Source organism: Geomonas sp., assembly GCF_035254065.1.
Lineage (GTDB): Bacteria > Desulfobacterota > Desulfuromonadia > Geobacterales > Geobacteraceae > Geomonas.
Genome location: NZ_DATFBA010000050.1, coordinates 1 through 15146 on the forward strand (window position 1 = coordinate 1; position 15146 = coordinate 15146).

At 63.8% G+C, this 15146-nt stretch carries 11 protein-coding genes, 1 tRNA gene, 1 other RNA gene and 1 pseudogene; 5 read left to right on the forward strand and 9 right to left on the reverse strand.

The window, feature by feature from the left end; all coding sequences use genetic code 11:
* A partial coding sequence (uvrA, locus tag VJ604_RS02715; RefSeq protein ID WP_324079862.1) for an excinuclease ABC subunit UvrA occupies positions 1-1696 on the reverse strand: 1696 nt, incomplete at its 3' end.
* Between the two features lie 309 nt (positions 1697-2005).
* Between uvrA and VJ604_RS02720 the strand changes: the two genes are divergently transcribed.
* On the forward strand, positions 2006-2641 hold the full coding sequence (locus VJ604_RS02720) for a pentapeptide repeat-containing protein (protein WP_324079852.1): 636 nt from the start codon (positions 2006-2008) through the stop codon (positions 2639-2641).
* Between the two features lie 92 nt (positions 2642-2733).
* On the opposite strand, the gene VJ604_RS02725 is transcribed toward VJ604_RS02720, so the two are convergent.
* From VJ604_RS02725 to VJ604_RS02760, 8 genes are all read right to left on the reverse strand, one after another.
* Positions 2734-2934: a cold-shock protein gene (locus VJ604_RS02725; protein WP_324079853.1), complete on the reverse strand. Its 201-nt coding sequence runs from the start codon at positions 2932-2934 to the stop codon at positions 2734-2736.
* A gap of 101 nt (positions 2935-3035) precedes the next feature.
* Positions 3036-6590, reverse strand: coding sequence for a pyruvate:ferredoxin (flavodoxin) oxidoreductase (gene nifJ, locus VJ604_RS02730; RefSeq protein WP_324079854.1), 3555 nt, complete (start codon positions 6588-6590; stop codon positions 3036-3038).
* Between the two features lie 148 nt (positions 6591-6738).
* Positions 6739-7332, reverse strand: a complete 594-nt coding sequence (gene recR / locus VJ604_RS02735; protein WP_324079855.1) for a recombination mediator RecR — start codon at positions 7330-7332, stop codon at positions 6739-6741.
* 127 nt (positions 7333-7459) lie between these two features.
* A complete protein-coding gene (locus VJ604_RS02740) occupies positions 7460-7774 on the reverse strand; it encodes a YbaB/EbfC family nucleoid-associated protein (protein ID WP_324079856.1) in 315 nt (104 codons plus the stop codon).
* Between the two features lie 198 nt (positions 7775-7972).
* Positions 7973-9721: a DNA polymerase III subunit gamma/tau gene (gene dnaX, locus VJ604_RS02745; protein WP_324079857.1), complete on the reverse strand. Its 1749-nt coding sequence runs from the start codon at positions 9719-9721 to the stop codon at positions 7973-7975.
* A gap of 77 nt (positions 9722-9798) precedes the next feature.
* An RNA gene (ffs, locus tag VJ604_RS02750) (signal recognition particle sRNA small type) lies at positions 9799-9897 on the reverse strand.
* A 25-nt stretch (positions 9898-9922) separates the two neighbouring features.
* Positions 9923-10013, reverse strand: a tRNA-Ser gene (locus tag VJ604_RS02755).
* Positions 10014-10063: 50 nt separating this feature from the next.
* Positions 10064-10396: a hypothetical protein gene (locus tag VJ604_RS02760; RefSeq protein ID WP_324079858.1), complete on the reverse strand. Its 333-nt coding sequence runs from the start codon at positions 10394-10396 to the stop codon at positions 10064-10066.
* 362 nt (positions 10397-10758) lie between these two features.
* On the opposite strand from VJ604_RS02760, the gene VJ604_RS02765 reads away from it, so the two are divergent.
* The 4 genes and pseudogenes from VJ604_RS02765 to VJ604_RS02780 form a co-directional block, all read left to right on the forward strand.
* On the forward strand, positions 10759-10998 hold the full coding sequence (locus tag VJ604_RS02765) for an AbrB/MazE/SpoVT family DNA-binding domain-containing protein (protein ID WP_324079859.1): 240 nt from the start codon (positions 10759-10761) through the stop codon (positions 10996-10998).
* Complete coding sequence (gene mazF / locus VJ604_RS02770) at positions 10992-11339, forward strand: endoribonuclease MazF (protein WP_324079860.1); 348 nt, start codon at positions 10992-10994, stop codon at positions 11337-11339. The genes VJ604_RS02765 and mazF overlap by 7 nt, the downstream gene beginning before the upstream one ends.
* An 80-nt stretch (positions 11340-11419) precedes the next feature.
* Positions 11420-14893, forward strand: coding sequence for a transcription-repair coupling factor (mfd, locus tag VJ604_RS02775; protein WP_324079861.1), 3474 nt, complete (start codon positions 11420-11422; stop codon positions 14891-14893).
* Between the two features lie 54 nt (positions 14894-14947).
* Positions 14948-15146: pseudogene (locus VJ604_RS02780) on the forward strand (peptidylprolyl isomerase); the annotation flags it as partial.

Sequence of the window (15146 nt, forward strand, 5' to 3'; positions counted from 1 at the left end):
CGATCACCCAGTCCGCCTCCTCGATGGTCTCCTCGTCATGCTCCACCACCAGCACGGTGTTCCCCAGGTCGCGCATGTGTCTGAGCGTATTGAGCAGGCGGGTGTTGTCGCGCTGGTGCAGGCCGATGGAGGGCTCGTCCAGGATGTAGAGCACCCCCACCAGCGAGGAGCCGATCTGGGTGGCGAGCCGGATGCGCTGCCCCTCCCCGCCCGACAGGGTGCCGGAGGAGCGGTCCAGCGACAGGTAGTCGAGCCCCACGTTGACCAGGAAGTTCAGCCGCTCCCGGATCTCCTTGAGGATCCTGCGGGCGATGTCCTCCTCCTTCTCGCTGAGGGAGAGCTTTTCGAAGAAGTGCAGGCAGTCCTTGATGGAGAGGGCGGTGACCTGCTGGATGTTCCGCTTGCCCACCAGCACGAAGAGCGCCTCTTTTTTCAGGCGCGCCCCGTTGCAGGTCGGGCAGGGCATCACGTTCATGTACTTCTCCAGCTCCTCGCGCACCATCTCCGACTCGCTCTCGCGGTGACGGCGCTCCAGGTTGTTGAGCACCCCCTCGAAGGCCTTCCGGTAGTAGTGGCGCTTGCCCCCCTCGTCCTCCCACCAGAAGTCGATCAGCTCGCCCCCCGAGCCGTTCATGATGACCTCCTTGGCCTTCTTGGAGAGGTTCTTGTAGGGGGTGTGCATGTCGAAGCCATGCGAGCTCGCCAGCGCCTCCAGCGTCTGCTGGTACCAACCCGAGAAGCGTTTTTCCCAGGGAGCGATGGCCCCTTCCCGCAGCGACAGGGTGGGATCCGGCACCACCAGCTCGGCGTCCAGGTACATCCTGGTCCCCAGACCCGTGCAGTCCGGGCAGGCGCCGTAGGGGTTGTTGAAGGAGAACATGCGGGGGGTCATCTCAGGATAGGAGATGCCGCACTCGATGCAGGCCGAGGTCTCCGAGAAGAGCAGGGTTTCCGCCTTGATCTCGCGCTCGGCGTCTGCCGTGAGCGCCACCTTGACGATACCCTCGGCATGGGAAAGCGCGGTCTCCAGCGAGTCGGCCAGCCGCCGCTCGATCCCCGGCTTCACCACCAGCCGGTCCACCACGATCTCGATGTCGTGTTTCTTCTTCTTGTCCAGCTCGATCTCCTCGGCGAGATCGATGGTGGTGCCGTCGATGATCACCCGGACGAAGCCGTCCTTCCGGAACTGGTGCAGCTCCTTTTTGTACTCCCCCTTCCTGCCGCGCACGACGGGGGAGAGGAGGGTGATCTTCGCCCCCTGCGGCAGCGCCATGATCTGGTCCACCATCTGGGTCACCGTCTGGGAGGAGATGGGACGGCCGCAGTTGTAGCAGTGCGGCTTGCCGATCCTGGCGAACAAAAGGCGCAGGTAATCATAGATCTCGGTTACCGTGCCGACCGTCGATCTGGGGTTCTTGCTGGTGGTCTTCTGCTCGATGGAGATGGCGGGGGAAAGCCCCTCGATGGACTCCACGTCCGGCTTTTCCATCTGCTCCAGGAACTGCCGGGCGTAGGCGGAGAGCGACTCCACGTAGCGCCGCTGCCCCTCGGCGTAGATGGTGTCGAAAGCGAGAGTCGATTTACCCGACCCCGAGATACCGGTGATCACCACCAGCTTATCCCTGGGGATCTCTACATCTATGCATTTTAGGTTGTGCTCGCAGGCACCCTTTACCACGATCTTGTCTATCGCCACTTTTCCGTTTGCTCCGTTCTGGTAGCTGCGTGCCGGGCCTGCGGCGCCCGGACGAGTTCCGGGCACGGCACCCCGCGCAGCCTCACTATAGCACACCCCGCCGGCGAAGTGCAGACGGGGGTACCATGACCAGCATCGCCTCCCGGCCAGGAGGCAAGCTCATTCAGTTTTTCCAGCAGCTGCCGATATGTGTTAGCAACGTGCCGACCGTTTTTGAAGAGGGAATCCCTCCTCGAAGACCTACCGAGACGTCTTCAGGCACCCATCCCGCTCCCTGGCGGAACGGGTGTTGAAGACGTGGAGAACGAGATGAACAGCCGCTTGAAATCTGTCCTGCTCCCCATTATCCTCGCCATCCCGCTTGGCGCAGTCGCCGCCTCGCCTCCCGCGCATCCCGCGCCTGCCGCCGCACCGCCGGCCGCCGACGAGGCGCAGGCATTCAGGGTGGCGGAGTCGAAGCTTTCCGCGCTTGCCAAAGAGGGGAGCGAGCTCACCACGCCGCCACCTTCCCCTGCGCCGAAGAAGCAGCTCCACAAGAAGGCCCCTTCCCGCAAGCGGGTCGCCGCCTCCCGCAAAGCCCAGCCGGCCGCGGCCAAAGGCCTTAACGGCAGCAACCGGCATCTGACCCAAGGCGAGCTGCAGAACATCCTGGCCACCACCCGGGACTTTACCGGCGCCGACCTCAGCGGGATGAGCCTGGTCGGCATCGACCTCAACGGGGCGAAGCTCAACCGGGCAAACCTGCAGCGGGCAAACCTGCAGCGGGCGGACCTGGCGGAGTGCGATCTCGAACTGGCCGACCTGACCGGCGCCGACCTGCGGGGAGCCTCCCTCAACCAGGCGCGGCTGCGGGGGACCCGCCTGGAGGGGGCCCGCATCGAGGGCGCCCTCTGGATCGACAAGACCGTCTGCAAGAGAGGCTCGGTCGGCAACTGCCTGGAGTGAGCGCGAGCCCCCTTCCTCTGAACCCACCTGCCACAAACTAAAAAAAGCCCCGGATACCTCCGGGGCTTTTTATTACCTTTAAAGCGTTGGCTTTAAATCTTGGTGACGTTCGCTGCCTGCAGACCTTTCGGTCCCTTCTGCACTTCGAACTCAACCGCGTCGCCTTCGGCCAGGGATTTGAACCCGTCGCCTTTGATGGCGGAGAAATGAACAAATACGTCCTCGCCGTTGTCCTGCTCGATGAAACCAAAACCCTTGCTGTCGTTAAACCACTTCACTACACCTTTTGCCATTACTGCTTTCTCCTGTTACTGCTTGTTTAAATATGTGCCGGGACAATCCCCGGCACACGTTGATCATATTCATTGAAAACTACGGTGTCAAGCTAAATCGGCTATTTCCCGTATTCCATCTTCGCCATCTGCTTGTAGAGGTCGTAGCGGCGGGTGGTGAGCTCGCTGGAGCGAGCCATCAGGGCCGCGGCGGCCTCGGGGTTGTTCTTCTTGAGGACGCGGTAGCGGTTCTCGCCGTAGGCGTACTCTTCCAGCGAGATGCTGGGGTCCTTGCTGTCCAGCTGGAGCGGGTTCTTGCCCTGCTCGGCCAGTTCCGGGTTGAAGCGGACCAGCGGCCAGTGGCCGGAGGCGACCGCACGTTTCTGGGTCTCCACCGCGGTCGCCATGTCGATGCCGTGGGCTATGCAGTGGCTGTAGGCCAGGATCAGGGACGGGCCGTCGTAGGCTTCCGCCTCCATGAAGGCCTTCACGCACTGGGCTGGGTTGGAGAGGGCGACCTTGGCCACGTAGACGTTGCCGTAGGCCATGGCGATCATGCCCAGGTCCTTCTTGGCCTGCGGCTTGCCGCCCGCTGCGAACTGGGCCACGGCGCCCATCGGGGTGGACTTGGAGGCTTGGCCGCCGGTGTTGGAGTAGACCTCGGTGTCGAGCACCAGCAGGTTCACGTTCTTGCCGGAGGCGATCACGTGGTCGAGGCCGCCGTAGCCGATGTCATAGGCCCAGCCGTCGCCGCCCACGATCCAGACGGACTTCTTGACCAGGTAGTCGGCCAGCGAGAGGAGCTGCTTGGCTTCCGGCGCGTCGCAGGAGGCCAGCACCTCTTTCAGCTTCGCCACGCGGCCGCGCTGCAGTTCGATGCCGGCCTGGGTGGTCTGGTCGGCGGAGGCGATCTCTTTAACCAGCTCCTTGTCGGCGCAGCAAGCGACCTTCTCGAGCAGCTCGAGGGCGGCCTGGTTGAACTTGTCGACGGCCAGCCTCATGCCGAAGCCGAACTCGGCGTTGTCCTCGAACAGGGAGTTGGACCAGGCCGGGCCGCGGCCGTCGGCGTTCTTCGCCCACGGGGTGGTCGGCAGGTTGCCGCCGTAGATCGAGGAGCATCCGGTGGCGTTGGCGATCAGGGCACGGTCGCCGAACAGCTGGGAGAGGAGCTTCAGGTACGGGGTCTCGCCGCAGCCGGCGCAGGCGCCGGAGTACTCGAAGAGCGGGGTGACCAGCTGGCTCCCCTTCAGGGTGTCCATCTTGACCAGGGCCGGGTCGGTGTCGGGAATGCCCAGGAAGAAGTCGTAGTTGGCGGCTTCGCTGGCCCTGAGCGGAGCCTGGAACTTCATGTTGATCGCCTTGTGGCTCGGGTCCTCTTTGGACTTGGCCGGGCAGTTGGCGACGCAGGCGCCGCAGCCGGTGCAGTCTTCCGGGGCGACCTGGATGGAGCACTTCATCCCCTTGAACTCGTTGCCCCGTGCGTCCACCGACTTGAAGGTGGCCGGAGCGCCGGCGAGCTTGTCGGCGTCGTAGATCTTCATCCTGATGGTGGAGTGCGGGCAGATGAAGGAGCAGATGCCGCACTGGATGCAGAGCTGCTCGTCCCAGACCGGGATGTCGACGGCGATGTTACGCTTCTCGTACTGCGAGGTCGCGGTCGGGAAGGTGCCGTCGGCCGGCATCTTGGAGACCGGCAGCTGGTCGCCCAGGCCGGCGATCATGGTGGCGGTGACCTTCTGCACGAACTCGGGCGCGTGGGCGCCGACCACCGGGGGCTTGGTCAGCTTGCTGGAGGCCGCAGCCGGCACGGTGACTTCGAAGATCTTCTCGAGACCGGCGTCCACCGCCTTGTTGTTCATCTCGACCACCTTCTCGCCGGACTTGCCGTAGGACTTCTTGATGGCGTCCTTGATGGCGGCGATGGCGGTCTCCAGCGGGATGATGTTGGAGATCTTGAAGAAGGCGGTCTGCATGATCACGTTGATCCTGGCGCCCAGGCCGAGTTCCTCGGCCAGCGCGATCGCGTTGATCACGTAGAACTTGAGCTTCTTGTCGATGATCTGCTTCTGCACCTCGATCGGCATGGAGTCCCACACCTTGTCCTTCTCGAAGGGGGAGCAGAGCAGGAAGGTGGCCCCTTCCTTGGCGTTGGCCAGCATGTCGTACTTCTCGAGGAAGGAGAAGTTGTGGCAGGCGACGAAGTCGGCCTGGTTGATCAGGTACGGGGAGCGGATCTCGTTCTTGCCGAAGCGGAGGTGGGAGGTGGTCACCGAGCCGGCCTTCTTGGAGTCGTACACGAAGTAGGCCTGCACGTTGTTGTCGGTCTGCTCGCCGATGATCTTGATGGAGTTCTTGTTGGCGCCGACGGTGCCGTCGGAACCCAGGCCGAAGAACATGGCGGAGTAGGTGCCCGGGGAGGGGTTCACGAAGTTCGCGTCGTAGTCGAGCGAGCAGTTGGTGACGTCCTCGATGATGCCGACCACGAAGTGGTTCTTCGGCTTGTCTGCCTTCAGGTTGTCCAGCACGCCTTTGGCCATGCCCGGGGTGAACTCCTTGGAGCCCAGGCCGAAGCGGCCGCCCACGATGATCGGGTACTGCTTGAAGTTGGTCTTGCCATCGGCCAGCGCCTCGCCCAGGGCGGTCCTGATGTCGAGGTAGAGCGGCTCGCCCAGGGAGCCCGGCTCCTTGGTGCGGTCGAGGACAGCGATCTTCTTGACGGAAGCCGGCAGGGCGGCGGCGATGGCGTCGACCGGGAACGGCCTGAACAGGCGGACCTTCAGCAGGCCGACCTTCTCGCCGGCGGCGACCAGGTTCTCCACGGTCTCCTGCATGGTGTCGGCGGCGGAGCCCATCACGATGACCACGCGCTCGGCGTCGGGGGCGCCCACGTACTCGGCCAGCTTGTACTGGCGGCCGACCACCTTGGCGAACTTGTCCATCTCCTCCTGCACGATGCTGAGGCAGGCCGGGTAGTAGGGGTTGACGGTCTCGCGACCCTGGAAGTAGACGTCGGGGTTCTGGGCGGTGCCGCGCATCACCGGACGGTCCGGGGTCATGCAGCGGTCACGGTGCGCCTGCACCAACTCGTCGGTGACCATGGCACGCATGTCGTCGAAGGAGAGCGCCTCGACCTTCTGCACCTCGTGGGAGGTCCTGAAGCCGTCGAAGTAGTGCATGAAGGGGACGCGGGCCCTCAGGGTGGAGGACTGGGCGATCAGCGCGAAGTCCATGACCTCCTGCACGTTGTTGGAGCAGAGCATGGCCCAGCCGGTGGAGCGGGCGGAGAGCACGTCCGAGTGGTCGCCGAAGATGTTGAGGGCGGCGGCCGAGATGGCGCGGGCCGAGATGTGGAAAACGGTGGAGGTCAACTCGCCGGCGATCTTGAACATGTTCGGGATCATCAGCAGGAGGCCCTGGCTGGCGGTGAAGGTGGTGGTCAGGGCGCCTGCCTGCAGGGAGCCGTGCACCGCGCCGGAGGCGCCGCCTTCCGACTGCATCTCGACGACGGAGGGAACGGTGTTCCAGATGTTCTTCTCGCCGCGAGCGCTCTTCTCGTCAGAGATCTCGCCCATCACTGAGGACGGGGTGATCGGGTAGATGGCGATCACTTCGTTGGTTGCGTGGGCCACGTGGGCTGCAGCGGTGTTACCGTCAATTGTTACCATTCTGCGGGACATTGATTCCTCCTGTTTGGTTATAAAGGTGCGGAACGTTAAATCTTAGCGGAACTCGGGCAAAGCGCAATTAGAACAAACGGCGTTAGACATCGTTGCATACAGCATACAGACAGAAACAGGAAGAGCGTCGAAGCGTGACGCCTTCCCTTTACAGCTCGGAGCGCCCTTCCACCGCTCTTTGCACGGTGGCGGCGTCCACATACTCGAGGTCGCTGCCGATCGGGATGCCGTGGGCCAGCCTGGTCACCTTGATGGAGAGCGGCTTGATCAGCTTGGTGAGATAGAGGGCGGTCGCCTCACCTTCCACGCTGAAGTTGGTGGCGATCAGCACCTCGCGGACCTCCCCTTCTTCCAGGCGCCGCATCAGCTCCGCGATCCGCAGATCCCGCGGGGTGACCCCGTTCAGCGGCGAGAGCGCACCCTGCAGCACGTGGTAGCGCCCGCGGAAGGCCCGGCTTCTCTCCATGGCCAAGAGGTCCTGGGGCTCCTCCACCACGCAGAGGGTGGCTCCGTCGCGTTCCCCGGAGCAGATCCAGCAGGGGTCCTCCTCGGTGATGGCGAAGCATACCGAACAGAAACCGACCTTCTCCCTGACCTGCAGGAGCCCTTCGGCCAGGGCCTCCATGTTGCCCGGCGACTTCAGCAGATGGAAGGCCAGCCTGAGGGCGCTCTTCTCGCCGACGCCGGGGAGTTTCTTCAACTCACCCACCAGCCGGGTAAGAGAGTTCGAAAAATGTAGCATATTCCCACCACGGATAAAACATTTTTTTACTGGTTATTTTTACCAAAAAAATTTTTGACACAGAATTGTTTAATGAAAAAGGCGCATGCGTTGAGCATGCGCCGGCAGCAGTCTGGCCAGCTAACTACTAGAAAAGTCCGGGGATATTCAGGCCGCCGGTGATCTTGCTCATCTCCTCGGAAAGCTCGGCGTGGACCTTCTTGAGGGCCTCGTTCACCGCGGTCAGCACCAGGTCCTGCAGCATCTCGACGTCCTCCGGATCGACGGCCTCCTTCTTGATGGTCAGGGAGAGAACCTGGTTCTTCCCGTTGACAACCACCGTTACCGCGCCGCCACCGACGGTGACCTCCGCGGTCTTCTGCGCCGCTTCCTCCTGCAGCTTCCCCATCTTCTGCTGCATCATCTGAGCCTGCTTCATGATCTGCGCCAAGCCTTTAGACATCGTATTCCTCCATTGCGTTGTTTTTAGTAATAAACCGTCTCCCCATCCTCACCCTGTCCCTCCCCTTGAAGGGGCGGGGACGGCAGGGGGGAGACTCTCTCGTAAGTAAGGATCCTCCGCTAGAGGTCCCCCCCTTGATAAAGGGGGGACAGGGGGGATTGCCTTTGGTTGTTCAAAAACGCAGGCCGGCTAACATCGTTATGATTGAGCCTGCTCTTTTTCCTTCACTTCCTGCACATCGGCGATCTCGCCGTCGAAGATCTCCACCGCCGCGGCCACCAGCGGGTGCGCCTCGGCATGGCGCCTCAGGGTTGCCTTGCGCTCGGCATCCTCAAGGCTTTTTTTTTCCTCGATGGTGGGGGGTGCGTCGGTCGGGACATCGCTTAAGGCCACCACCTTGATGGCGACCGGCGCGCCGAAATGGGCCTTGGCCAGAGCCTTCAGCTCGTTGAGCTGGTCGGGGTCCTGCAGCCTCTTGAACTGGAAGGAACCGGCCAGGCAGCCGATCTCCAGGTTCCCCGGGGAGACCTTGACCGGGTAGACCTGCTCCAGTTGCGAACCGAGCATCGGCTTCTTGGCCTTGATGAAGCGCACCAGGCTCCCCCACGGGTCGCCACCCTCGGCGGCTGGCGCAGCAGGCGGAGCACTTTGGGGCGCACGCGCCGGCGCGGCGGCGGAAGCCTGCGCGGGAGCGGCTTCCCGGGCGACGGCGGGGCCGGCCGCCGGCCCCCGGGGTGCGGGACGCGGCTCGGCGGTGCGCGAGGCGGCGGGGGGTGCCTGCTGCGGCGTGCGCGGCGCCACCGGTGCCCCACCTTCCAGCGCCGCCAGCCGGTCCAGAAGCTCCTGGACCGGCACGGCGGGCGCCAGGGCCGCCATCTTCATGAGCGCCATCTCCAGCACCAGGCGCGGGAAGCCGGAGTGGGCCATCTCCCCCTCGGCCTTCAAAAGCAGGGTCAGCCGGCGCTGCAGGTCGTTCAACGAGCAGGCGCACGCCTGCGCCTTCAGTTCCTCGGCCTCCGCCTCGGAGAGGTCCAGCAGGTCGCCCGCCTCCCCCACCGCCTTCAGGATGGCGATGCTCCGGAACTGGTCGATCAGCTCCTGGCAGAACTGGCGCATGCTGTAGCCGAAGGAGTCGACCTTGGCCACCAGCTCCAGCACGCCGCGCACATCGGCGGCCAGCACGGCCTGCGAGGCGTCCAAGATCAGCCGGCGGTCCACCACCCCCAAAAGGGCCGCCACGTCGGCGTCCGAAACCTGGTTGCCGCAGAAGGCCAGCACCTGGTCCAGGGTGGAGAGGGAGTCGCGCATGCTGCCGTCCCCTTTCCGCGCCACCACGCTGAGCGCCTCGTCGCTGACGGTCACCCCTTCCTGGTCCACGATGTAGCGCAGCCTCGCCACGATGCGCGGCAGCGGTATGCGCTTGAAATCGAAGCGCTGGCAGCGCGACAGGATGGTGATCGGCACCTTGTGCGGTTCGGTGGTGGCGAAGATGAACTTGACGTGGGCGGGGGGCTCCTCCAGCGTCTTCAACAGCGCGTTGAAGGCGTTGGTGGTGAGCATGTGCACTTCGTCGATGATGAAGATCTTGTAGCGGGAGCGGGAGGGGAGGTACTTGATGTTGTCGCGCAGTTCCCGGATGTCGTCGACCCCGGTGTTGGAGGCGCCGTCGATCTCGAAGACGTCCACCGAGTTCCCCTCGGTGATCTCCAGGCAGGCCGAGCAGCTGTTGCACGGCTCCACGGAGAGCCCGCACTCGCAGTTGAGCGCCTTGGCCAGGATGCGCGCCGAACTCGTCTTGCCGACCCCGCGCGCGCCGGTGAACAGGAAGGCGTGGGCGACCCTGCCGCCGTCGATGGCGTTTTTCAGGGTGCGGCTGACATGTTCCTGCCCGACCAAATCGGTGAAGGTCTGGGGACGCCACTTTCTGGCAAGAACGAGATACGACAAGGGGAATACCTCTTGGCTTTAATGCTGCGTCGCTGCGTGGGGGGGAAGGGAATTAGCGGGGGGTTGCGGAAAGAGCTGATAGCTGGGCTACCCCGCGGCACACGGGGGCGGTTACTGCCGCTGCTTCCTTCCGGACCTGACGGGGTTCATAACCTTCCGTTGCGCGGGACCCAGCTATCAGATCAGTCCGCAAAATAAATATGGCGGAGAGGGCGGGATTCGAACCCGCGGTACGCTATTAACGTACACACGCTTTCCAGGCGTGCTCCTTCAACCACTCGGACACCTCTCCACAAGAGCGACCTTTATAATACAGGTCCCCGCTCTTGTAAAGAGATTTCTTCATGGCGTACGCTCCGCCTCCTCGCTCTTCTTGGCCATGATCGCTTCCCAAAGCGCCTGGTGGTCCGGGTGTTCGCTCAGCTGGCTCACGATCATCTCACGCACCGAGAGGAGCTCCTTTTTCAGGGTCTCCGCGCTTCTCACCAGGTGCCGCGCCCGCGGGTCGCTCCGGACGTAGGGTGAAAGGAGGTGGACCGCCTCGTCGATCTTGCGGCTGACCAGCACCCGCTCCTTGTAGCCCAGCCCACCCGTCTTCAGGCGCGCGTCCAGCGCGTCGAACTCGCTGTTGAAATAGTTGAGCACATCCGAGTGTATGATCTCGTCGTCTTTCATCTGTTCACCTTCCGCCTCCCAGGTCGCTCATTCCTCGACATACTGTAGGCTATTCGGCACAACCCCCATTTTCTTTATACGAATTCTCTCCGTCCCTCCCCCACTGCATTGGACGAGACTCCCGGCCCAGGGACGGGGCTGGTGTCTGCCTTAAATGCGGCGAAGGTCGCCGGCTTGCCAAGTGAGCCCATCATGCCAGGACGCTTTAAAGCAGGCACCTGTGGATAGCCATCCCGCGCGGGTGTTGCCCGGACAGCAGGCGCTTGCTCACCAGCGGCATCTACACATCTGCAGTTGATACATTGTCGACACCGTGTTAACCTGATCGGGTTGCAGGCAAGCGGGTCAGGGGAGGAGTTTTCATGCTGGTTAAAGCGCAAAAATGGGGGAATAGCCTGGCGGTTCGTCTACCCAAAGGATTGGCGGATGAATGCGGCATCGAGGCGAACTCGCCGATCGAAATAGTGAGAGAAGAAAACACCCTGGTTATCAGGCCCCTCACCAGAAAGGCCTCCCTTGAGAGCCTGCTGGCCCAGGTCACCGAAGATAATCTCCACGGAGAGGTCGAAACCGGTCCTCCGGCAGGGAGGGAGCTTTGGTAAAGAAACCTGCCTATATCCCGGAAAAAGGTGATGTTGTCTGGCTTGATTTCGACCCTCAGGCCGGCCATGAACAGGGAGGTCGGCGACCAGCCTTCGTCCTTTCCCCGGCCATCTACAACTCGAAAACGGGGCTGATGCTCTGCTGCCCGATCACCACCCAGATCAAAGGGTATCCCTTCGAAGTCGCGGTCGAAGATGCTGGCAATGCTCAGGGAGTGATTCTGGCCGACCAAGTGAAAAGTCTCGATTGGCAGGTCAGGAGAGCTGAGAAGAAAGGCGCCGTTTCCAAGGAGATCCTGAAACAAGTGATGGGCAAGATTATGGCGATCCTGGAAGGTTGATAAACCTCTCCACCGTTTAATGGGCGGTTTCCCTTGCCATCAACTCTAGCCACCGAACTGAAAGGGCCAAAGCTTACCGTATGACCGCAGCCATCCCCGAATATATAAAGAGCATAAAAGACAAACTCGCCGCGGCCGGCAGCCGGCTGAGCGTGGCCGGCCTGGAAGGCTCCGCCCCCGCTTACCTCCTCTCGCGTCTCATGGACGGGACAGGCGGGCCGCTGGTGGTGATCACCGCCGACCAGGAAAGCGCCGACGAGCTGGCCCAGGAACTGCGCTTCTTCGCGCCCCACCCCGACACGGTGCTCTCCTTCCCCTCCTGGGACGTGGCCCCCTTCGAGGCGGCCTCCCCCCACCCGGACGTGGTGGGCGAGCGGCTGAACGCGCTGGTGCGCCTTCTGGACGGACGCGGCCGCGCCCTGGTGCTGCCGCTGGCCTCCGCCCTGCAGCGGGTGATCCCGCGCCGCACCCTGGGGGAGGTCTGCCAGTACCTGGTGGCCGGCGAGGAACTGGAGCGCGAGACCCTGGTGGAGAAGCTGGTCAAGCTCGGCTACGCCCACGTCCCCATCGTCGAGGACCGGGGCTCCTTCTCGGTCCGGGGTGGCATCCTGGACATCTTCCCACCCGACCAGCAAAAGCCGGTGCGCATCGAGTTCTTCGGCGACCTGGTGGAGACCATGCGGCTGTTCGACCCGGTCACCCAGCGCTCGCTGGAGCCCTTGGACGAGCTGGTGCTGCTCCCCTCCCGCGAGGTGATCCTCTCCGAAGAGGTGCTGACCGCCTTCGCACCGCGGCTCAAGAAGCGCTGCGACCACCTGGGGATCGGCGCCGCCCGCCGCCGCGAGCTACTGGAGCAGCTGCAAAACGCCATCTATCCCCCCGGCATCGATTTCCTGCAGCCCCTCTTCCACCCCGGGCTGGAGACCATCCTCGACTACGCCGGCCCCGAGGCCGTCTGCGTGAGCATGGACCCTGAGGCGCTGGCCGAGGCGGGCGAGCGCTTCGCCGCCGACCTGCAGGCCGCGCTCACCCGCGCCGAGCTGCGCGACTCCGTCACCTGCGACCCCGAGGAGCTTTTCCTTTCCGCAGCCGCCCTGGATGGTAAATGTGCCGCCGGCCGCAGGCTCCTCTTCCCCCGTCTGGAGATCGAGGGGGAGGGCGGCGAAACGCTGCGGCTGAAGAGCGCCACCAACGGGGACCTGAAACCGGAGCTGAACCCGGAAGGTGAACGGGTGCTGGCGCCTCTCACCGACAAGCTGGTCCACTGGATCGCGGCGGGGAACCGGGTGCTGGTCCCCTGCCACCAGCCGGGACAGGCGAGGCGCCTCTACGAGCTCCTCTCCCATTACCGGCTCCCCTTGGAGGTCTCCGAGGAGCGCTTCCCCGGCGCCTTGCTGAGGCCCCCCGGACGGGTGGAGATCCTGATCGGCGAAATCTCGCGCGGCTTCCGGCTGGAGGCTGAAAAGCTGATCGTGATCGCCGAAGAGGAGATCTTCGGCAAGCGCGTGAAGCGCCGCGGCCTCTCCGAGGCGAGGAAGAAGCAGCTCCTCACCTCGCTCGCCGAGCTGAAACCCGGCGACCACATGGTGCACATCGACTTCGGGGTCGCCCTCTACCGGGGGCTGGAGCACATCGCCCTGACCGGCATGGAGGGGGACTTCCTGCTCCTCGAGTACGCCGGGGGTGACAAGCTCTACCTGCCGGTCGACCGCATCAACCTGGTGCAGCGCTACGTGGGGGCCGAGGGGGTGGAGCCGAAGCTCGACCGGCTGGGCGCCGCCGGCTGGGAAAAGGCCAAGGCCAAGGCAAGGAGCGAGGTGCAGGAGATGGCTGCCGAGCTCCTGAAGATCCACGCCGCCCGCGAGGTCCAGCAGGGGTACCAGTTCTCACCCCCCGACGACATGTACCGCGAGTTCGAGGCCTCCTTCGCCTTCGAGGAGACCCCCGACCAGGCCGCCGCCATCGACCAGGTGATCGCCGACATGGAGAGCAGCCGCCCCATGGACCGGCTGGTCTGCGGCGACGTCGGCTACGGCAAGACCGAGGTCGCCATGCGGGCGGCCTTCAAGGCGGCCATGGACGGCAAGCAGGTCGCCATCCTGGTCCCCACCACCGTGCTCGCCCAGCAGCACCACGAGAGCTTCTCGGCCAGGCTCAAGGAGTACCCGGTCCGGGTGGAGATGCTCTCCCGCTTCCGCAGCGCCCAGGAGCAGAAGCAGATCCTGGAAGGGGTCAAGAAGGGGGAGGTGGACATCATCATCGGCACCCACCGACTCCTGCAAAAGGACATGGTCTTCAAGGACCTGGGGCTTCTGATCGTCGACGAGGAGCAGCGTTTCGGGGTGGTCCACAAGGAGAGGCTCAAGCAGTTCCGGGCGGTGGTGGACATCCTCACCCTGACCGCCACCCCCATCCCGCGCACCCTGTACATGTCGCTGATGGGAATCCGCGACCTCTCCATCATCGACACCCCGCCGGTGGACCGGCTGGCCATCAAGACCTTCGTCTCCCGCTCCTCGGACGAGCTGATCCGCGAGGCGGTGCTCAGGGAACTCAGACGTGGCGGCCAGGTCTTCTTCGTGCACAACCGGGTGCAGACCATCGGCGCCATGGCCGACGAGCTGAAAAGGATCGTCCCGGAGGCGAAGATCGTGGTCGGCCACGGGCAGATGGCGGAGAAGGAGCTGGAGAAGGTGATGCTCTCCTTCATGCACGGCGAGGCCAATCTGCTCCTGTGCACCACCATCATCGAGAGCGGCCTGGACATCCCCACCGCCAACACCCTGATCATCAACCGCGCCGACACCTTCGGCCTCTCCCAGCTCTACCAGCTGCGCGGCCGGGTCGGGCGCTCCAAGCAGCGCGCCTACGCCTACCTCTTGATCCCCGGCGAGGGTGCCATCACCCCCGACGCCCGCGAACGGCTGAAGATCATCCAGGACATCACCGAGCTGGGGGCGGGCTTCAGGATCGCCACCCACGACCTGGAGATCAGGGGGGCGGGCGAGCTGTTGGGGGCCAAGCAGAGCGGGGATATCGCCGCGGTGGGCTACGAGCTGTACGCTGAGCTTTTGGACGAGGCGGTGCGCACCCTGAAGGGGGAGGAGATGCCCGAGCGGGTGGAGCCGGAGATCAAGCTGAAGGTGCCGGCCTTCATCCCCGAGGAGTACGTGCCGGACCCCAACCAGCGCCTGCTCATCTACAAGAAGCTCACCCAGCCGACGGACGAAGCGGAGATCGACGACATCCGCGCCGAGCTCGTCGACCGCTTCGGGGCGCTCCCCGGCGCCGCCGTTTACCTGCTGGAGGTGATGAGGATACGGGTGCTGCTCAAAAAGCTGCTGGTCAAGGAGATCGAGCTGGCCGGCTCCGAGCTGGTCCTCTCCTTCCACGAAAGGACCCCGGTTTCGCCCGACGCCATCATGGCCCTGTTGCGCAAAGAGAAGGGGAAATACCGCTTCACGCCCGACTTCCGGCTGTTCGCCCGCATAGCCGACAGCTCCTTCGACGGGGTGCTGGCGGAGGCTAGAAATCTCTTGAAATGCCTTGGGTGATATGCTAGCGTTTCGCGATTGGAATCCATTTAATAGAGAAAAAAGGAGCCTACCGTGCACTTTAAAAAAACGGCCATACTGTTCGCTCTCGCGCTTTGCATCGCCGCCACCGGCTGCAAGCAGCAGCAGGCGGGCGAGACCAAGACCGAGTCCAAAGGGATCGTGCTTGCGGAAGTAAACGGCGATAAGATCACCGACCAGGATTTCTACCGCGAGCAGGAGTCGCTGCCCCCCTACCTGAAGCCGATGACCG